This window comes from Pseudomonas sp. LBUM1669, assembly GCF_059695705.1.
Window position 1 is genome coordinate 152,011 of sequence record NZ_CP166784.1, and the last position, 19,627, is coordinate 171,637.

General features: G+C 59.7%; 18 protein-coding genes and 1 pseudogene. 16 read left to right on the forward strand and 3 right to left on the reverse strand.

From position 1 onward, the window contains the following. Positions 1–30 precede the first annotated feature (30 nt). The 7 genes and pseudogenes from ACA051_RS00680 to ACA051_RS00710 all read left to right on the forward strand — a co-directional run bounded on the left by ACA051_RS00680 (position 31) and on the right by ACA051_RS00710 (position 8,919). Positions 31–1,383 carry a TolC family outer membrane protein gene (locus ACA051_RS00680; protein ID WP_497306848.1) on the forward strand — a complete coding sequence of 451 codons (1,353 nt, stop codon included), beginning with the start codon at positions 31–33 and terminating at the stop codon, positions 1,381–1,383. Between the two features lie 36 nt (positions 1,384–1,419). Continuing rightward, complete coding sequence (locus ACA051_RS00685; RefSeq protein WP_497306849.1) at positions 1,420–3,576, forward strand: type I secretion system permease/ATPase; 2,157 nt, start codon at positions 1,420–1,422, stop codon at positions 3,574–3,576. Next, positions 3,566–4,933, forward strand: coding sequence for an HlyD family type I secretion periplasmic adaptor subunit (locus tag ACA051_RS00690; protein WP_497373081.1), 1,368 nt, complete (start codon positions 3,566–3,568; stop codon positions 4,931–4,933). Before ACA051_RS00685 ends, ACA051_RS00690 begins: the two co-directional genes overlap by 11 nt. 302 nt (positions 4,934–5,235) lie before the next feature. Further along, positions 5,236–6,123 carry a TauD/TfdA dioxygenase family protein gene (locus ACA051_RS00695; protein WP_497373083.1) on the forward strand — a complete coding sequence of 296 codons (888 nt, stop codon included), beginning with the start codon at positions 5,236–5,238 and terminating at the stop codon, positions 6,121–6,123. A gap of 17 nt (positions 6,124–6,140) precedes the next feature. Continuing rightward, positions 6,141–7,166 carry an ABC transporter substrate-binding protein gene (locus ACA051_RS00700; protein WP_497373086.1) on the forward strand — a complete coding sequence of 342 codons (1,026 nt, stop codon included), beginning with the start codon at positions 6,141–6,143 and terminating at the stop codon, positions 7,164–7,166. A 62-nt stretch (positions 7,167–7,228) separates the two neighbouring features. Continuing rightward, positions 7,229–8,032 (forward strand): annotated as a pseudogene (locus ACA051_RS00705) (ABC transporter ATP-binding protein). A gap of 20 nt (positions 8,033–8,052) precedes the next feature. Continuing rightward, a complete protein-coding gene (locus tag ACA051_RS00710) occupies positions 8,053–8,919 on the forward strand; it encodes an ABC transporter permease (protein WP_497373088.1) in 867 nt (288 codons plus the stop codon). A 150-nt stretch (positions 8,920–9,069) separates the two neighbouring features. Here ACA051_RS00710 and ACA051_RS00715 read toward each other — a convergent pair whose 3' ends face one another. The 3 genes from ACA051_RS00715 to ACA051_RS00725 form a co-directional block, all read right to left on the reverse strand. After that, on the reverse strand, positions 9,070–9,453 hold the full coding sequence (locus ACA051_RS00715) for a DUF6124 family protein (protein ID WP_497373090.1): 384 nt from the start codon (positions 9,451–9,453) through the stop codon (positions 9,070–9,072). A 327-nt stretch (positions 9,454–9,780) separates the two neighbouring features. After that, the gene (locus ACA051_RS00720; protein WP_131060480.1) at positions 9,781–10,539 is read right to left on the reverse strand and encodes a slipin family protein; all 759 of its coding nucleotides are present in this window, start codon (positions 10,537–10,539) and stop codon (positions 9,781–9,783) included. Positions 10,540–10,541: 2 nt separating this feature from the next. After that, complete coding sequence (locus tag ACA051_RS00725) at positions 10,542–11,072, reverse strand: NfeD family protein (protein WP_497310518.1); 531 nt, start codon at positions 11,070–11,072, stop codon at positions 10,542–10,544. A 199-nt stretch (positions 11,073–11,271) separates the two neighbouring features. Here ACA051_RS00725 and ACA051_RS00730 point away from each other — a divergent pair, with 199 nt between their 5' ends. From ACA051_RS00730 to ACA051_RS00770, 9 genes are all read left to right on the forward strand, one after another. Continuing rightward, on the forward strand, positions 11,272–11,733 hold the full coding sequence (locus tag ACA051_RS00730) for an aminoacyl-tRNA deacylase (protein WP_497373092.1): 462 nt from the start codon (positions 11,272–11,274) through the stop codon (positions 11,731–11,733). Positions 11,734–11,873: 140 nt separating this feature from the next. Beyond that, positions 11,874–12,119 (forward strand): DUF2789 domain-containing protein, encoded by a 246-nt coding sequence (locus ACA051_RS00735; RefSeq protein WP_131060483.1) that lies wholly within the window; start codon positions 11,874–11,876, stop codon positions 12,117–12,119. A 101-nt stretch (positions 12,120–12,220) separates the two neighbouring features. Continuing rightward, on the forward strand, positions 12,221–13,696 hold the full coding sequence (locus tag ACA051_RS00740) for a Fic family protein (RefSeq protein ID WP_497373094.1): 1,476 nt from the start codon (positions 12,221–12,223) through the stop codon (positions 13,694–13,696). A gap of 131 nt (positions 13,697–13,827) precedes the next feature. Then, positions 13,828–14,256 (forward strand): MarR family winged helix-turn-helix transcriptional regulator, encoded by a 429-nt coding sequence (locus tag ACA051_RS00745; RefSeq protein ID WP_154913457.1) that lies wholly within the window; start codon positions 13,828–13,830, stop codon positions 14,254–14,256. Beyond that, positions 14,253–16,325, forward strand: coding sequence for an FUSC family protein (locus ACA051_RS00750; RefSeq protein WP_497373096.1), 2,073 nt, complete (start codon positions 14,253–14,255; stop codon positions 16,323–16,325). Before ACA051_RS00745 ends, ACA051_RS00750 begins: the two co-directional genes overlap by 4 nt. Then, entirely contained in the window at positions 16,322–16,531 is a 210-nt protein-coding gene (locus tag ACA051_RS00755) for a DUF1656 domain-containing protein (RefSeq protein ID WP_010464893.1), read from the forward strand. The genes ACA051_RS00750 and ACA051_RS00755 overlap by 4 nt, the downstream gene beginning before the upstream one ends. Next, positions 16,528–17,415, forward strand: coding sequence for an efflux RND transporter periplasmic adaptor subunit (locus ACA051_RS00760; protein WP_497306869.1), 888 nt, complete (start codon positions 16,528–16,530; stop codon positions 17,413–17,415). Before ACA051_RS00755 ends, ACA051_RS00760 begins: the two co-directional genes overlap by 4 nt. After that, a complete protein-coding gene (locus ACA051_RS00765; protein WP_497373098.1) occupies positions 17,412–18,860 on the forward strand; it encodes an efflux transporter outer membrane subunit in 1,449 nt (482 codons plus the stop codon). The genes ACA051_RS00760 and ACA051_RS00765 overlap by 4 nt, the downstream gene beginning before the upstream one ends. Before the next feature lie 81 nt (positions 18,861–18,941). Next, positions 18,942–19,577: an NADH:ubiquinone oxidoreductase subunit N gene (locus tag ACA051_RS00770; protein WP_497306872.1), complete on the forward strand. Its 636-nt coding sequence runs from the start codon at positions 18,942–18,944 to the stop codon at positions 19,575–19,577. The last annotated feature ends 50 nt before the right edge of the window (positions 19,578–19,627 follow it).

A 19,627-nucleotide genomic window follows, 5' to 3' on the forward strand; every position in this document is an offset into this window, starting at 1 on the left:
CAAGACAAGTAATTCCGGGAAATTCCAACCATGCGTTTGCACCTGTTCAAGGCTTTACCCTTCGCCCTTGCCGCCAGTTTTGTTCAGGCGCAGTCACTTCCGGAGGCCATGCAACAAGCGTTGGATGTCCATCCGGAAATCCAGGCAGGTGTTAATAGTCGATTGGCCGCGGATTATCAGTTAAAAGCAGCAAAAGGTGGATACCTTCCAAGGGTCGATCTGCTGGGCGGTTATGGTCGAGAAGGCACTGACAGCGTCACCACTCGCGCTGCCGGCAACAACAATCATTGGGAAACGCTCAACCGTAGCGAGTCGAGTTTGCGCCTGTCGCAAATGGTTTTTGACGGTTTTGCGACGTCCAGTGAAGTGGGCCGTCAACAAGCCACCGTTAATTCCCGCGCTTATTCCTTGTTGGGCACGTCCGAACGTACCGCTCTGACCGTGGCCCAGGTTTATCTGGATGTACTGACCCGCCGCGAGTTCGTGCGCCTGGCCACAGATAACCTGAAAAGCCACGAGCGCATTTTTGACCAGATCAAGTTGCGCACCCAGCGCGGCGTCGGCAGCGGTGCCGATCTCGATCAGGCCGAAGCGCGTATGGCCCAGGCCCGCAACAACCTGATCACCGAACAAACCAACCTGGCGGACGCCGAGACCAACTTCCTCAGTGCCGTGGGCCAGATGCCCGATCAACTGGAGCGCCCGGCCGATTTCCTCGCGCTATTGCCGGCCAACTTGAATGAAGCCCGGGCGCAGATGCTGGAAAACAGCCCGATCCTGCGTTCGGCCGAGTCCGATATCGCCGCCGCCGAGAAACAGTACGACGCCGCAAAATCGTCCTTCTATCCGCGCTTCGATGCCGAGCTGGGTCGCTCCGCCGACAACGATCTCGACGGTCAGAACGGTCACAGCAATGAATGGCAGGCCATGTTGCGCATGCGCTTCAATCTGTATGCCGGCGGCAGCAACAAGGCGGATCTGGAATCCAAGTCCTACCTGTCTAACCAGGCCCTGGATATCCGCAATAACGCCCTGCGCGTATTGAATGAAGAACTGGGCCTGGCCTGGAATGCGTTGAACAACGCCAATGCCCAAGTGCCGATCGCCCAGCAATATGTCGATCACAGCACCAGCGTGCGCACCGCGTACCAGAAGCAGTTCAGCCTTGGTGAGCGTACCTTGCTCGACTTGCTCGACAGTGAAAACGAACTGTTCACCGCTTCACGTCGCCTGGCGGAGATCAAAAACATTCAGTTATTTACTCAGTACCGAATCAAGGCGACCATGGGCGAGTTGCTCAAGAGCCAGGGAGTGGTCGCACCGTTGGCATCCGTTGTGCAGAACGACGTGAAGCCCAAGGTCCAGCTACCCGGGATGAATTGAGTCTTCCCTTTTTACTGTTAGCCAAGAGTGCCGAGCGTGGAATCAGAAGTCAGTCGAGTTCAACTCATTCATGATCCACGCGCGCTGCACGACGATCCGCTACTGGATGGTCTGCTAGCCCTTTGCACCCTGCATCAGAAGCCGGCCAGCGCCGCGATGCTGACCACCGGCCTGCCGTTGCCCAAGCAGCGCCTGAGCGTGGAACTGCTGCCCCGTGCCGCCGCACGCGCCGGCCTGCAAGGGCGGGTGCTGGTGCGCAAACTGGAGCAAATCCCGGCGATTGCGATGCCGGCGCTGTTGCTGCTCAAGGATGGCCGAAGTGCCGTCCTGCTCGGCTGGCAAGGTGACGACCAGGCGCGCCTGCTGCTCAGCGAAAGTGATGGCGGCGAAAGTGTTGTCAGTCGCGAACTGCTGGCCGATGACTACATCGGCAAAGTGTTCTTCGCTCAACCCCAGCACAAATTCGACGTCAATCACGGCACGCTGATCCCGCGCGCGCGCTCGTGGTTCCGTGACACCCTCAAGCGTTCGCGCTGGCTGTATGCCGATGCCATCGCCGCCAGTTTCCTGATCAACATCATCGCCATGGCCGCGCCGCTGTTCGTGATGAACGTCTACGATCGCGTCGTGCCGAACCAGGCTGAATCGACCCTGTGGGTGCTGGCCATCGGCATCACCGGCGCGTATCTGTTCGACCTGATCCTCAAGAGCCTGCGCAGCTTGTGCCTGGACCTGGCCGGGAAGAAAACCGACCTGATCATCTCGGCCACGTTGTTCGAGCGCATCGTCGGCATGGCCATGAAGTACCGCCCGGCCCGGGTCGGCAGCTTCGCCCAGAACATCCATGAGTTTCAGAGCCTGCGCGACTTCCTCGCCTCGCTGACCCTGACCAGCCTGATCGACCTGCCGTTTACACTGCTGATCTTCATGGTCATCGCCATTCTCGGCGGGCACCTGGTGTGGATTCCGGTGCTGGCGTTCCCCATTGCCTTGCTGATCGGCTATGCCTTGCAGAAGCCGCTGGTGGCGACCATGGAACGAACCATGGCCTTGGGCGCCGAGCGTCAGTCGAGCCTGATCGAAACCCTCGCCGGCCTCGATGCGGTGAAGGTCAACAACGCCGAAAGCGAACGCCAGTATCAGTGGGAACAGACCATCGGCACCCTCAGCCGCCTCGAGCTGCGGGTGAAAATGCTCTCCGGTCTGGCGATGAACATCACCTTGCTGATCCAGCAATTGGCCGGGGTGATCATGATCGTCTTCGGCGTGTACCAGATCATCGACGGTCATCTGAGCATGGGCGGTCTGATCGCCTGCTACATGCTCAGTGGCCGCGCGCTCAGCCCGCTGGCTTCGTTGTCCGGCCTGCTGACCCGCTACCAGCAAGCGCGGGTGACCATGGTATCGGTGGACCAGATGATGGAGCTGCCGCAAGAACGCAACTTCGAAGAACGTCCGCTGAGCCGCAAGGTGCTGCAAGGCGCCATCGAATGCCGGCAGATGAATTTCACCTACCCGAATCAACAGAACGCGGCGCTGAACAACATCAACCTGGTCATCAAGCCGGGCGAGAAGATCGGCATCATCGGTCGCAGCGGCTCGGGCAAAAGCTCCCTGGCCAAACTGCTGGTGGGGCTCTATCAACCGGACGACGGCGCCTTGTTGGTGGACGGCGTCGACATCCGTCAGATCGACGTCAGCGAATTGCGCCACAACATTGGCTACGTGGCGCAGGACATCCAGCTGCTGGCCGGCACCCTGCGCGACAACCTGGTCTCGGGTGCGCGCTATGTAGAAGACGAAGTGGTGCTGCAAGCCGCCGAACTGGCCGGCGTGCATGAGTTCGCCCGCCTGCATCCGCAAGGCTATGAGCTGCAAGTCGGCGAACGCGGGCAGAACCTGTCCGGCGGTCAGCGCCAGAACGTGGCCCTGGCCCGTGCGTTGCTGCTCAACCCGCCGATCCTGCTGCTCGACGAACCGACCAGCGCCATGGACAACACCGGCGAAGAACGCCTCAAGCAACGCCTCGCGGCGGTGATTGAAAACAAGACCGTGGTGCTGGTGACGCACCGGGCATCGCTGTTGTCGCTGGTGGATCGCCTGATCGTCATCGACCGTGGACAAATACTCGCCGATGGCCCGAAAGCCGCCGTGATGGAAGCGTTGAAGAAGGGGCAGATCAGTGTTGCTTAAGTCGGGTTTCAAGGATTCGATCAGCCGTTACTTCAAAGGCTCCGAGTCGCTCCATGGCCAGCCACTTCCCGAGGTCAATAAAGCCCTTATCGAAGACGCCCCGCGCGTGGTGCGGCTGACGATCTGGGCGATTATCGGTTTCTTCGTGTTCCTGATGCTCTGGGCCAATTACGCGGTGATCGACGAAGTCACCAAGGGCGACGGTAAAGCGATTCCGTCATCGAAGATCCAGAAAATCCAGAACCTTGAGGGCGGTATCGTCTCCGAGCTGTTCGTCACCGAAGGGCAGATTGTCGATGCCGGCGCACCGCTGATTCGCCTGGACGACACGCGGTTTGCCTCCAATGTGGGCGAGACCGAAGCCGATCGACTGTCGATGCTGCTGCGCGTGGAGCGCTTGAGCGCCGAGGTTGATGACCGTCCGTTGAACTTCCCCGCTGATGTGCTGAAGGCTGTTCCTGGCCAGGCAGCCAGCGAAGAGTCGCTGTACATCAGTCGTCGTCAGCAACTGCACGATGAAATCGGTGGTTTGCAGGAGCAGTTCATCCAGCGTCAACAAGAACTGCGCGAGTTCACCTCCAAACAGTCTCAGTATCGCAACGCGTTGTCGCTGCAGCGTCAGGAAATCAACATGTCCGAGCCGTTGGTGGCTCAGGGCGCGGTATCGCCGGTCGAGGTGTTGCGGCTCAAGCGTGCCGAGGTCGAAACCCGTGGGCAACTGGACGCCACGACGCTGGCAATCCCGCGCGCCGAATCGGCAATCAAGGAAGTGCAGCGCAAGATCGACGAGACGCGCGGCAAGTTCCGCAGCGAAGCCCTGACCCAACTCAACGAGGCGCGCACCGATCTGAACAAGGCCCAGGCCACCGGCAAGGCGCTGGAAGATCGGGTCAGCCGGACGCTGGTCACCTCGCCGGTGCGCGGCATCGTCAACAAGTTGCTGGTGAACACCATTGGCGGCGTGATCCAGCCGGGCAGCGACCTGGTGGAAATCGTACCGCTGGACGACACCTTGCTGGTGGAAGCGAAGATCCGCCCGCAGGACATCGCGTTCCTGCACCCGGGCCAGGAAGCGACGGTGAAGTTCACGGCGTATGACTACACCATTTACGGTGGGCTGAAGGCCAGGCTTGAGCAGATCGGTGCCGACACCATCACCGATGAAGACAAGAAAACCACGTACTACATCATCAAACTGCGCACGGATCGCAGTCACTTGGGGACGGATGAAAAGCCCTTGTTGATCATCCCGGGGATGGTGGCTTCGGTGGATATCATTACCGGCAAGAAGACCGTGCTCAGCTATTTGCTCAAGCCGATTATCCGGGCTCGGGCCGAGGCGTTGCACGAGCGGTAGTTCTCGGTTGGGGCTGATGGCCTCTTCGCGGGCAAGCCTCGCTCCTACAGGGATTTGAACGCACTATCCCATGTAGGAGCGAGGCTTGCCCGCGAAGGCGGCCTCAAGAACGGCGTAACCCAAAAGCCATATCGTTATTCATTAACGGTATTTAAATTTAAATTCTTATACCTATAAAGTCATCCTCCTGCGTACCTGCCGACCAATCGGCGCGCCGCACGACACGAACCAACACGGGACCTCCGTGAGTTTCTTGATCGACGCGCGCGCCCTTGAGCGTGCCGTGCGTGGGAGTGATTTTTATGTCAGCCGTCTCTGCGTCACCCGCAATCGCGCCACAAACCTTCGACATTCGCCCGTTCAGCGGCGCTGTCGGTGCCGAAATCATCGGTCTGGACCTGTCTCGCCCGATCAATGATCAGGATTTCGCCCGCATCCACCGCGCGCACCTGGATCATCACGTCGTGGTGTTCCGCGACCAGCGCATTACCCCCGAGCAGCACATCGCTTTCAGCCGCCGATTCGGCGTGTTGCAGATCCATGTGCTCAAGCAGTTCTTGCTGGCCGGTCACCCGGAAATCCTCATCGTTTCCAACATCATCGAAAACGGCCAATCCATCGGCCTCGGTGACGCCGGCAAGTTCTGGCACTCCGACCTGTCCTATAAAGAACTGCCAAGCCTGGGCTCGATGTTGCACGCCCAGGAGTTGCCGTCCGAGGGCGGCGACACGCTCTTCGCCGACATGTACAAAGCCTGGGACAACCTGCCCGACGCACTGCGCAAAGCGGTTGAAGGCCGCTCGGCGGCGCACTCCTACACCGCGCGCTACAGCGAAACCAAATTCGAAGGCAACTGGCGCCCGACCCTGACGCCGGATCAACTCGCTCAAGTCGCCGAAGTGGTCCACCCGATCGTGCGCACCCACCCGGAAAACGGTCGCAAGGCGTTGTTCGTCAGCGAAGGCTTCACCACCCGCATCGTCGGTTTGCCAGAAGACGAGAGCAAGCAGCTGCTCGACGAGCTCTATGCCCACAGCGTCTTGCCGCAAAACATCTACCGCCATCAATGGCAGGCCCATGACCTGGTGTTCTGGGACAACCGTTCGCTGATCCACCTTGCCGCCGGATGCCCAAGCCATCTGCGCCGCAAGCTGTATCGCACCACCATCCAGGGCGACGCGCCTTTCTGATTTGTCGGAGAACTTCCATGTCCAAACGTCTTCCATTCGCGCCGCTGGCCGCTGCTATCGGTTTGGGTTTGAGCCTGATCGCCGGCAGCCTGGTGGCGCCGACCGTGGCCCACGCCGAAGGTGAAATCCGCATCGCCGAGCAGTTCGGCATCGTCTACTTATTGCTCAACGTGGTGCGTGATCAGAACTTGATCGAGAAGTACGGCAAGCAGGAAGGCATCGACATCAAAGTCGACTGGACTCAGTTGTCCGGTGGCGCGGCGGTCAACGATGCGCTGCTCTCAGGCTCGATTGATATCGCCGGTGCGGGCGTTGGTCCGCTGCTGACCATCTGGGATCGCACCCACGGCAAGCAGAACGTCAAGGCCGTGGCTTCCCTTGGCAACTTTCCGTACTACCTGGTGAGCAACAATCCCAAGGTCAAAACCATCGCCGATTTCACGGAGAAGGACCGCATCGCGGTACCGGCGGTGGGCGTTTCGGTGCAGTCGCGCTTCCTGCAATACGCGGCCGCCAAACAGTGGGGAGACAAGGAATTCAACCGTCTCGACAAGTACACCATCGCCCTTCCGCACCCGGACGCCACGGCTGCGCTGATCGCTGGCGGCACTGAACTGACCGGTCATTTCTCCAACCCGCCGTTCCAGGATCAAGCGTTGGAAAACCCCAATGTGCATGTGGTGCTGAACACCTATGACCTGCTCGGTCCGAACTCGCCGACGGTGCTGTTCGCCACCGAGAAATTTCGCGATGAGAACCCGAAAACCTACAAGGCGTTCGTCGAGGCACTGACCGAAGCGGCGCAATTCGCCCAGAACGATAAAGGCGCCGCAGCGGACACGTACATCCGTGTCACCAAAGCCAAAATCGACCGCGCCGCACTGCTGAAAATCATCGACAACCCGCAGTTCGAATTCAGCGTCACGCCGAAAAATACCTACCCACTGGCCGAATTCCTGTACCGCGTTGGCGCGATCAAAAACAAACCGGATTCGTGGAAGGATTACTTCTTCCAGGACGCCAAACCGCTGCAAGGGAGCTGATCGACATGAACGCCCCTTTGTAAGGCCACACGGTCAGCAAACCGAACGCGCCAGCCCATGCGCTGCTGTCGGTCGACAATGTCAGCCTCGAATACCGCACGCCTCAGCGGGTGGTTCGGGCGACACACCACGTCAGTTTTGAAATCGACCCGGCGGACCGCTTTGTGCTGCTCGGCCCTTCGGGTTGCGGTAAATCGACGTTGCTCAAAGCGGTCGCCGGGTTCATTCAACCGTGCGAGGGCGAGATTCGGCTGCAAGGCCGGACCGTCCATGCACCGGGGCCGGACCGGATTGTCGTCTTCCAGGAATTCGATCAGCTGCCGCCGTGGAAAACCGTCAAACAGAACGTGATTTTTCCGCTGCTGGCGTCGAAAACCCTCAAGCGCAAAGAGGCCGAAGAACGGGCGCTGCATTACCTGGACAAAGTTGGTCTGGCGGCGTTTGCCGATGCCTATCCGCACACCTTGTCCGGTGGCATGAAGGCGCGTGTGGCGATTGCCCGGGCGTTGGCGATGCAGCCGTAAATCCTCCTGATGGACGAACCCTTTGCCGCCCTCGATGCGCTGACTCGCCGCAAGATGCAGGAAGAATTGCTGCTGCTCTGGGAAGAGGTGCGCTTCACGCTGCTGTTCGTCACGCACTCCATCGAAGAAGCGCTGGTGGTGGGCAATCGTATCCTGCTGCTGTCGCCGCACCCGGGGCGGGTGCGGGCCGAAGTCCACAGCCATCAATACGATTTGCACAGCCTTGGCGGCGTGGCGTTTCAAGCGTCGGCGCGACGGATTCATCGGCTGTTGTTCGATGAAGGCCAGTCGCCGGAAACCGAGCGTGAGTTGGATTTTTCCGACATTCGCATCGCTTATTGAGCCATTAAGAGGAGTGCCCGATGAGCCATTTATCATCTGCGCGTGAAGCATTCGAAACCGTATTGCAGCCATTGACCAGCGTGCCGGTGGAGCGGGAATTGCCGCTCGGCCAGCGCCTGTGGCAACAAGCCTGGCTGCGTAAAGGCCTGATCCTGATTTTGCTCGCCTTGCTGTGGGAGGTGGTTGCGCGGATTCAGAACAACGACCTGCTGCTGCCGAGTTTTCTGCAAACTGGCAGCGCGCTGTATGACGGTTTGCTCAGCGGCGAGTTACTAGGCAAGGTCTGGATTTCGTTGGTGGTGTTGCTCAAGGGTTACTTGATCGGCATCGTCCTGGCGTTTGCCCTGACTACGTTGGCGGTGTCGACGCAGTTCGGGCGCGATCTGCTGAGCACCTTGACCTCGATGTTCAACCCGCTGCCGGCGATTGCGTTGTTGCCTTTGGCGCTGCTGTGGTTTGGTCTGGGGCAGAACAGCCTGATTTTTGTGTTGGTGCACTCGGTGCTCTGGGCCTTGGCGCTGAATACCTATGCCGGGTTTCTCGGTGTCTCGGAAACCCTGCGCATGGCCGGACGTAATTACGGCCTCAAGGGGATGCGTTTTGTGCTGTTCATCCTGATTCCAGCGGCACTGCCGTCGATCCTTGCCGGGTTGAAAATCGGCTGGGCGTTCGCCTGGCGCACGCTGATTGCCGCTGAGCTTGTGTTTGGCGCTACCAGCGGCAAAGGCGGGCTGGGCTGGTACATTTTTCAGAACCGTAATGAGCTGTACACCGACAAGGTGTTTGCCGGGTTGGCGGTAGTGATCTTGATTGGGTTGCTGGTGGAGAACCTGGTGTTTGACTCGCTGGAGCGGGTCACCGTTAAGCGCTGGGGGATGCAGCGCTGAGTTTTGCGGTGTCTGGTCTGACGCCATCGCGAGCAGGCTCGCTCCCACAGTTGATCTTCAGTGAACACAAATTATGTATACGACGGAGATCCAATGTGGGAGCGAGCCTGCTCGCGATGGCGGCGGTCAATTCACCGCCAATCTACCCGGCTAAACCTTGGCCTGAGCCTGCGCCATCTTCAATTCCTCCCAATGATCCAGCGCTCGCTCTACGAGCAACTGCACACCATCGGCCATGCGGCTGAGCGCCAGGGCGACCGAGCGGCGTGTGCCGTCCACGTCGTCTGCCAGATCGGCCGCAATGGCGCTGATGGACAGCAGGTCTTCGGAGGCGTTGGCCAGCAGGGCTTCAGTGTCGATGTCGGGAGAGACGGTGAAGAGATGGCCTTTGCGGCGTTTGGCTGGTTTTCCGTCAGCCGGGGGGAAGTAGTGGGCAAAGGCGCGGTCTGCGGCTTCTTTGAGTTTTTCGGCTTCGAGGGAATCTTCGGAATCATTGCCAGAGTTACCTGGCGGATTCGGCGTAATTTTGTGCATATATAAAAACTCCTAAACAGTAAGTTAGAGCCGTCACCGTTCGCTTGCACGCGAATAGGGTGGCGGCCGTGCGCAGGTGTGCAAGACCGGGACTGTTTAGGACACCCAGCAGATCCGAGGATCTCCTGCGCGCAGCCGCCATAAAGCAATGAGCCATGGCAATTGCGACCCAAACAGTTTCGTCGGACTTGCACGTCCGTGTCACCGTTTATTCAGTGACAAACCCAGACTAGACCTGGGTTCAGGCCGGAACAAGTTCACCAACACCACTACAACTTGAAGGAAATCTCCGACGCAGCTGCCAGACGTTGGTGTTTGCGCAGAAGGTCAGGATTTGGACGACAAATCCGCCATCCCCTTGAGCAACTCGATCGGCAACGGGAAGACAATCGTCGACGTCTTGTCACCGGCAATCGAACTCAACGTCTGCATGTACCGCAACTGCATCGCCCCAGGCTGGCGGCCAAGCATTTCTGCCGCTTGCATGAGTTTTTCCGAGGCCTGCAATTCGCCTTCGGCGTGAATCACCTTGGCTCGCCGTTCCCGTTCGGCTTCGGCCTGTTTGGCGATGGCGCGGACCATCGATTCGTTGAGGTCGACGTGCTTGATCTCGACGTTCGCCACCTTGATGCCCCAGGCATCGGTCTGGGCGTCGAGCACTTGCTGGATGTCGATGTTCAGCCGTTCCCGTTCGGCCAGCAGTTCATCGAGTTCATGTTTACCCAGCACCGCCCGCAACGTGGTCTGGGCCAATTGGCTGGTGGCCATGAGGAAGTCTTCAACTTGGATAATGGCTTTCTGTGGGTCGAGCACGCGGAAATACAGCACGGCGTTGACCTTGACAGAGACGTTGTCGCGGGTGATCACGTCTTGCGGCGGTACGTCGAGCACCACGGTGCGCAGATCGACGCGAACCATTTGCTGGACCACCGGAATCAGCAGGATCAGGCCCGGGCCTTTGACCTGCCAGAAGCGCCCGAGCTGGAACACCACCCCGCGCTCGTATTCGCGCAGGATGCGGAAGGTCGACCCCGCCAGCGCGATCAGCAGTAACAGCAGCGCGGCAAATCCCAGTTGCAGGCCCATGTCTATTCTCCCTTCGACGCCGCATCAGCCGCGGCCACTTCCAGCAGTAATCCCTTGCGCGCCACTACCCGGACCCTTTGCCCGGGTTGCAGCGGCGTGACGCTGAGGACTTGCCACTTCTCTCCTTGCAGATGCACCCAGCCGTTATAGGCATTGCCGGCCAGCGACAACACCGGGGCCACGCTACCCACCAGTCCTGCATCGCCACTGACGTTTTCGCGCGGTCGGGTTTTCAGGGCGTGGATCAGCAGGAAGATCAGCAGCAGGGCACTCACCAGTCCCAGGCCGATCATCAACGGAACAGGGACTTCGGTGTTGGTCATGATCACCGCGCCGATCACGAACATCACAATGCCGCCCAGCCCGATCACGCCGTAATTGGGTAAGGCCGCCTCGGCGATCAGAAACGCGATGCCGAACGTGATCAGCCAGATCCCCATGGGGTTGGGAGCCAGCAGGACGACGGTGTCCGCCGCGAAGACCGATACGCTCAAGGCCAACAGCAGCGCAATTGCCCAGCAACGAGTGTTCACGTGACCCTCCGGGAGAGTCATTGATGGTTCTTTATACAGTCTAGCTGAGCTGTGGATTGTACGAATTTTGACCAGTTGTTGACCTTGGCCCGGCGGGCGGATTTCACTCCGCAACGCGCCAGCAGGCCTAGACTTTCAGTACGAAGAAGAGTGTTAACCATCGTCCGCCAAACAGTGTTTGCGGACACCGAGGTGCATCATGCGTATGGCAAGAACCCTGCAGAGCAGTCTGGATAAGGCGCACTGCGAATATGACATCGTCTCCCACCCGCACTCGGCCAGCAGCCTTGAGACTGCGCGGCTTGCGGGCATTCCTGCCGAACGGATGGCCAAGTCGGTGATCCTCGACGACCACCACGGTCACTACCTGATGGCCGTGCTGCCCGCCAGCCGTCATCTGGACCTGAGTAAAGTGCGCAGCAGCGGTGAATGGCAGGTCTCCCGGGAAAGCAACCTGCCGCACATGTTCGCTGATTGCGAACGCGGCGCTGTGCCCGCCTTGGGCGAGGCCTATGGGCTCGATGTGGTCATCGATCCGCTACTGACCCGGCAGAAAGAAATTTACCTGGAAGCCGGCAACCACACCAATCTGCTTCACATGGACATGACGCAGTTTCTGAAAATGGTGCCGCACGCCGAGGTGCGAGAGTTGAGCCAGTGAGTTTTGTGGAGTCAGCTACATCGCCTTCGCGGGCAAGCCTCGCTCCTACTGGTGACAGCGTGATCCTGTAGGAGCGAGGCTTGCCCGCGAATGACTGCGCAGCAGTTACCCCATCATTTGCCATAAAAAAGGAGCCCGACATGGAATCCCCAACCCACAGCCTCCCCTCGCTGTTCAAACAACTCGGCCTGCCGGACGACGCCGAAAGCATCGACAAATTCATCGCCACCCATTCACCGCTCAAGCCCGAATTGCATCTGGCCGATGCGTTTTTCTGGAGCGAGGGCCAAGCGCAGTTGTTGCGTGAGGAAATTCTGGATGACGCGGATTGGGCGGAGGTGGTGGATCAACTGGATGTGCTGATGAGGAAGGGGCGTGGGGTGTAAAAAAAACTGATGGAAAATGGCGAAATGTAAAAAAAACTGGTGAGCGGTAAAAAAATCTGGGCTTTAATCGCCAAAGTGAATTTTTTCTGTGGACGCTCGCTATGCCATTTGTTGGATACGCCTACCTGCATGATGCTCTGAGCCTTAAGGCATTCGCACCCCAACGCGCTGCGATGATCAAGCCAGTCACTCGTATTACATTGATCGGTGATTGCTTGGCTGTTCCCCAGTCAGTGGCTCCCGCTCAGGGCTCGATGCTTGAGCATATTCTCTTCGCCCTCAAGCACGAAGGCGTCAATCTTTGCATTCTTGCCCAAGCGCTTGAAGCTGTTTCTGCTGAGCAACTGCTGAATGAGTTGGCCAAATCCCCGAATGGTGTGTTTATCCGTAAAGCCTGCTTTTTGTGGGAGAGCTTCAACGGGCAACAACTTGAGTATTCGACACCGGTTCGGGGCAGTGTTGTCGCGCTATTCGATCCCAAACGCTATGTAACTGGCCCAGCATCGCGCAATAGCCGCTGGCGCGTCGACTTTAACGGCTTGGGCTCTCTACGCTACTGCGCCACCGTAGAACGAACGCCTGAACTCGAAGCCTTGCTTGATCTCGACATTCTCGGCCGAGCCAAAGCCTTTATGGCGACATTACCGCCCGAAATGATGGACCGCGCCATCAACTGGGCTTACCTGCACGAAACCCGCGATTCCTTCGCCATCGAGAAAGAAGAACCCAGCGAGGAAAAATCACGCCGCTTTGTTCAACTGCTGCGCCAGGCCCATGAAGGGCGCGAGTTGAGTGAAGACTATCTGGTCGAATTGCAGAACAGCACCGTTTCCAATCCTTTCGATAAAGCTGTCCTGTTTCGCCACGAACAGAATCATCTGCATAACGGTTTGCGTGGCGCCGCTGGCGTCAGCTACGTACCGCCCACACCGGATCTGTGCCGTGAGCTGATGGAAGAGTTGATGACCTTCGGCAATCAGTCTTCAAAGCAAGTCGATCCACTGGTGGCGGCTGCCGTGACGGCATTTGGATTCGTTTTCCTCCATCCGTTCATGGATGGTAATGGTCGACTTTCACGTTTCCTGATTCATCAAACCCTTTGCCATTCCGGGGCCTTGGAAAATGGTTTGCTGTTGCCCGTCTCCGTGGCCATGAAACACGAGGAGGCGAACTACCTGGAAGCGCTTAAGGAATTCTCAAAACCTGCTCGCGAGTTCTGGAACGTCACCTGGCTGGACGCCGACCAAATGGCCTTCGAATTCATTGGCCACCCGTCCATTTATCGCTTCTGGGACGCCACCCATTGCGTCGAATTCACGTTGCAGATGGCGCGCCGCGCGCTGGAAATCGAATTGCGGGAGGAGACCGAGTTTCTTGACCGTTACGACCGTGTGGTCAAAGCGGTCAATCAGCGTTTCGATGTTCGCGGCAGCGATTTGTCGAAGCTGGTGATGATGTGCCTGGATAACGACGGCAAGGTTTCAAAACACCGACGCAAGCAGTTTCAGTACAGCGTGACGGAGGAGGTTTTGGATTTTATTGAGAGAGAAGCGGGAAGATTGTTGGGCGATGGTTAGGGGACAAACATCCCTCTGGTCACAGAATTGTTTCAAAACTTGACCAACTTTCCCCTCCAATGCCATATTGATAGTTAGCAAACTAACAGTGTGCATTTCCCCTCGTGCCGAAAAACCTCGACGCTCTCCAGATGAACATCAGCAGCTCCATGGTGGTGGCCGCCCGGCATTGGCGGAAGATCTGCCAGACCACGCTGGTCAACTATGGAATTTCCGAAGCCTGCGCCGTCCCGTTGTTGATGATCGGGCGTCTGGGCGAGGGTGTGCGGCAGGTGACGGTGGCGCAGGCGGCGGGGATGGAGAGTCCGTCGCTGGTGCGTCTGCTCGACCAGCTGTGCCATGCCGGTTATGTCTGTCGCACTGAAGACGTCCATGACCGCCGCGCCAAATGCCTGAGCTTGACCGAAACCGGTCGGGAACTGGTGCAGGCTGTCGAGATCGAGCTGGTGCGTTTGCGCAATGAAGTGCTCGAAGGCATCGACCGCAGTGATCTGGAAGCGACGCTGCGGGTGCTGCGAGCCTTTGAAGCGGCCAACCCGCCCTCGGTGGCCAACCCTTGAGCGGATTTTTCACCGGCGTTCCTCCTGCGCGGGACTGGTTCTACGGGGTGCGCACGTTCGCGGCGTCGATGATTGCGCTGTACATCGCCATGCTCATGCAAATGCCGCGTCCGTATTGGGCGATGGCCACGGTGTACATCGTTTCCAGCCCTTTCGTCGGGCCCACCAGTTCCAAGGCGCTGTACCGTGCGGTCGGCACTTTTCTCGGTGCGGCGGCCGCGGTTTTTTTCGTGCCGATGTTTGTCCAGAGCCCGTATGTGCTGGTGGTCGTGATCGCGCTGTGGACCGGGACGTTGCTGTTCCTGTCCCTGCATCTGCGCACGGCCAACAGTTACGCCTTGATGCTCGCCGGTTACACCTTGCCGCTGATCGCCCTGCCGGTGCTGGATAACCCGCTGGCGGTGTGGGACATCGCCGAGGCGCGGACCGAAGAAATCTTCCTCGGCATCGCCGTGGCGGCGGTGGTCGGCGCGATGTTCTGGCCCCGGCGACTGGCGCCGGTGTTCAACGATTCGGTGAACAAATGGTTCGCCGATGCCTCGACTTACAGCCAGCGTTTTCTCAGCCGGGACGTACAGCCGAACGAAGTCAGTGCCTTGCGCTCTGCAATGGTGGCGACCTTCAACAGCCTGGAATTGATGATCGGCCAGTTGCCCCACGAGGGCGCGCGGCCGCAGACGGTGCGTAATACCAAGGAACTGCGCGGTCGGATGATTCACCTGCTGCCCGTGATCGATGCCCTCGACGACGCGCTCTACGCCCTTGAACGCAGAACGCCCGAGCTTGTGGATAAGTTCTCGCCGCTGCTGGTATCGACCACCGAATGGCTGGATCACAAGGATGCCGACCTCGGCCGCTGGCAGGCACTCAAAGATCAACTTGAGGCCTTGCAGCCGTCCGCCGAAGCGCTGAATGACCGCAAGCAGCTGCTGTTCTCCAACGCCCTGTATCGCCTCGGTGAGTGGATCGATTTATGGCAAGACTGCCGCAGCCTGCAAGACGCCATTCAGTGCGAAAGCCAGGACAGCTGGCGCGCGGTGTATCGGCATTGGCGCCTGGGTCGCCTGTCGCCGTTTCTCGACCGGGGGCTGATGCTTTATTCGGCGGCGTCCACGGTGACCGCGATCATTGTCGCCTCGGTGCTGTGGATTCTGCTCGGTTGGACCGATGGCGGCGCTGCGGTGATTCTGGCGGCGGTGGCGTGCAGTTTCTTCGCCTCGATGGACGACCCGGCGCCGCAGATTTTCCGGTTCTTTTTCTGGACCGCGATGTCGGTGTTGTTCGCCAGTCTTTATCTGTTCCTGGTCCTGCCCAACTTGCATGACTTCCCGATGCTGGTGTTGGCGTTTGCCGTGCCGTTCATCTGCATCGGCACCCTGACGGTCAAGCCGCAGTTTTACCTGGGCATGCTGCTGACTCTGGTCAACACCTCGTCGTTCATCAGCATTCAGGGCGCTTACGACGCGGATTTCCTCAGCTTCGCCAACTCCAACCTCGCCGGCCCCGTCGGCTTGCTGTTTGCCTTTGTCTGGACCCTGATCGCCCGGCCGTTCGGCGCGGAACTGGCGGCCAAGCGCCTGACCCGTTTCAGCTGGCGCGACATTGTCAGCCTGACCGAGCCCGCCACGCTGGCCGAACATCGGCACCTGGGCGTGCAGATGCTCGATCGCCTGATGCAGCATCTGCCGCGCCTGGCCATGACCGGGCAAGACACTGGCATCGCGCTGCGGGAAGTGCGCGTAGCACTGAACCTGCTCGACTTGCTGGCTTACACGCCGCGAGTGCTCGGCGCACCGCAAGTGCTGCTGCATCAAGTGGTGGCCGAGGTCGGCGACTACTTCAAGGCGTGCTTGAAGGCGGGCGAGCGATTGCCTGCACCAAGCCCGCTGCTGATGACCCTCGACCGCACCCGCCGCGCCCTGAACACCGAGTGTGATGACGGCGCTCGCCTGCATCTGTTGCACGCGTTGAGCGGCCTGCGCCTGTCTCTGTTGCCAGGGGTGGAATTCGTCGCCTCGGGCGAACTCGAAGAACCGCTTCCCCATGGCATCGATGGAGCGCCTTTATGATCGGTGATCTGGATATCAGCGGGGTGTTCCTGCCCACGCTGCTGGTGCTGATGGGCATTACGTATCTGTTGTTCCTGTTGGTGCACGGGTTGCTGACGCGTCTGCACTTTTACCGTCTGGTCTGGCACCGGGCATTGTTTAACGTGGCTCTCTACGCCTTGCTGCTCGGCGCCGTGGACTCACTCAGTCGATACCTGATGACATGAAAAAGCCTTTTTTGACCCTCGGTCGCGTGGTCCTGACCTTGCTGATCGTGACCTTCGCCGTCGTCGTGGTCTGGCGCATGGTGATGTATTACATGTTCGCGCCCTGGACCCGGGACGGGCACATCCGTGCAGACATCGTGCAGATCGCGCCGGACGTGTCCGGGCTGATCCAGCAAGTGGAGGTGCGTGACAACCAGTTGGTCAAACGTGGGCAGGTGCTGTTCAGCATCGACCAGGACCGATTCAAACTGGCCTTGCGTCAGGCGAAGGCCGCGGTCGCTGACCGTCAGGAAACCCTGGCCCAGGCGCAACGCGAAGCCAAGCGTAACCGTGGCCTGGGCAATCTGGTGCCGGGCGAGCAGCTGGAAGAAAGCCAGTCGCGGGTCGCCCGTGCCGAAGTGGCCTTGATGGAAGCCCAGGTGGCGGTGGACAGCGCCCAACTCAACCTTGACCGTTCGACCATCCGCAGCCCGGTGGACGGCTACGTCAACGACCGTGCACCGCGAGCACAGGAATTCGTCACGGCCGGGCGCGCGGTGTTGTCGGTGGTGGACAGCAATTCGTTCCACATCGACGGCTATTTCGAAGAAACCAAACTCGATGGCATTCATGTCGGCCAGTCGGTCGACATCCGCGTGATCGGCGACCGCGCGCGTTTGCGCGGCCATGTGGAAAGCATCGTTGCCGGCATCGAAGACCGCGACCGTAGCAGCGGCAGCAACCTGCTGCCCAACGTCAATCCGGCGTTCAGCTGGGTGAGGCTGGCCCAGCGGATTCCCGTGCGGATTGCCTTCGATGACGTACCCGCGGACTTCCGCATGATCGCCGGGCGCACCGCGACGGTATCGATCATGGATGACCAGCCGCAGGAGCCCGCTAAATGAGCAGGGCCTCGGGTTTGGCCGTCGCCGGTTTAGGCTTGTTGCTGTCGGCCTGTCAGGTGGTCGGGCCGGATTATCAGTTGCCGGACGAAGCCGCTGTCCACCGTGAAGACCTGCAGGGCGACCTTGCGGTGAACGGCAAAAATGTCGTCTCGGCCCCGGTGCCCGCCGATTGGTGGCGCTTGTATCAAGACCCACGCCTGGACCAATTAGTGCAGCAGGCCATGGTCACCAATACCGATTTGCGCGTGGCGGCGGCGAGCCTTTCACGGGCCCGCGCTCAGGTTGACGAAGCGCAGGCGGCGGGCGGCTGGAGCGGCGGCGTGAAGATGGGCGCCCAGCGTTTGCAGGAATCCGGCGAAGCCTTCTTGCTGCCAGAGAAAGTGCCGGTGGCCAACGTCGGCGACATCGGCATTACCACCTCGTATCAGTTCGACCTGTTCGGCACCTTGCAGCGCGGTATCGAAGCGGCCAAGGCCAATGCCGACGCGACTCAGGCCGCCGCCGATACCGCACGAATCACCTTGGTCGCCGATGTGGTCCGGGCGTACACCCAAGTGTGCGCGGCCAATGAAGAGCGGGAAATCGCCCAGCATTCCCTCGATCTGCAAGCCCAGGGCACCACCCTGATCCAGCGCCTGCGGGACGCCGGACGCGGCGATGAAACCCAGGTCACTCGCTCGCAAACCCAATTCAAATCCTTGCGCGCCGACATGCCGCGTTATGAAGCGGCGCGTCAGGCCGGGTTGTTCCGTTTGTCGATGCTGTTGGCCAAACCGGTCGAGCAGTTGCCGGCCGGAACCGCCACTTGCAACCAACTGCCGAAAATTACCCAATTATTGCCGGTCGGTGACGGCGCAACCCTGCTCAAGCGCCGCCCGGATGTGCGCCAGGCGGAACGTCGACTGGCGGCCGCGACCGCGGGCATTGGCATCGCCACGGGTGAGCTGTACCCGGACATCAGCATCGGCGCGACCGTCGGCACAGTCGGTATCCTGGAAAACCTCGGCAAACCGGCGACCAATCGCTGGGGCTTCGGCCCATTGCTGACCTGGACCGTGCCATCCAACGGTTCCCGCGCACGAATCCGCGAGGCAGAAGCGACGACCCAAGGCACGCTGGCGCATTTCGACGGCGTGGTGCTCAACGCCATCCGCGAAACCCAGACCAGCCTGGCGCAGTACTCGGCGCTGCTGCAACGCCGCGATGCGTTGGCCGACGCCGAACAATCGGCGCAACTGGCCGCCGACCAGACCCACCGCTTCTTCCAGGCCGGCCGCGCATCGTTCCTGGCGGACCTGCAAGCGACCCGCACCTACACCGATGTGCGGGCGCAATTGGCCTCCGCGAACACGCAAGTTGCCATGAGCCAGATCGATCTGTTCCTCGCGTTGGGCGGCGGTTGGGAAAGCGGACGAACGCAAGGCACGAACACCGGCAAACCCTGAGGCCGTTGCTATGCTTTGATTTGATGAGGTCGCGCGACGGGCTCATCGATCAAGGCTCGCGTTGGTCATGGGGATCTAATAATGAAAAACCCTTATGCTCCCGGCTTCTGGTGCGCTATTACGGCATTGGTCCTGCTGTCGGCCACCTATTTCTACGGCATCATGCTGGCCCACCAGATCGACAAGGCGCTGGTGTTCCTCGACAGCGCTGCGGCGCTGATTGCCGTGATGGCGATCGTCGTGGTGGCCTGGGCGTCAGTCCAGGGCCAGCGCATCAAGAAAAGACAACTCGAACAAGGCAAGACCCTGGTGCTGATCTGGGACACCAAGGTGGCTTTGCGCCGGGTCGAAACGGTGTTCGACCGCTATTTCTGGGGCAGTTACTGGCAGCCGGGGCGCACGTTCCAGGAAGTCATGGGCGAACTCACCGGCACGCCGCTGGAAAAAAGCCTCGAGACCCTGAAAAAGCAATGCCTTGAACTGGACAGGCAAGTCTCCGAGGACGGCAGGCACTGGCTGATTAACGCCCGCGAACTCTCCGATGTCGCCGCCGCCATGGCCCGCGAACGTTATCAGCTGGACTTCTGCGATCCCCGTGCGGACGTGACGGGCGGGGCGGTGATCAATCGTGATTTTGAAGTGCTGGTGTATACGTGGACGGCGCGGCTCAAGAGCTTTGATCATCAGCTGGATGAGATGGAAGTTCAGTATTCCTGAATTGATGTTGTCTGTATTGACGCCTTCGCGGGCAAGCCTCGCTCCTACAA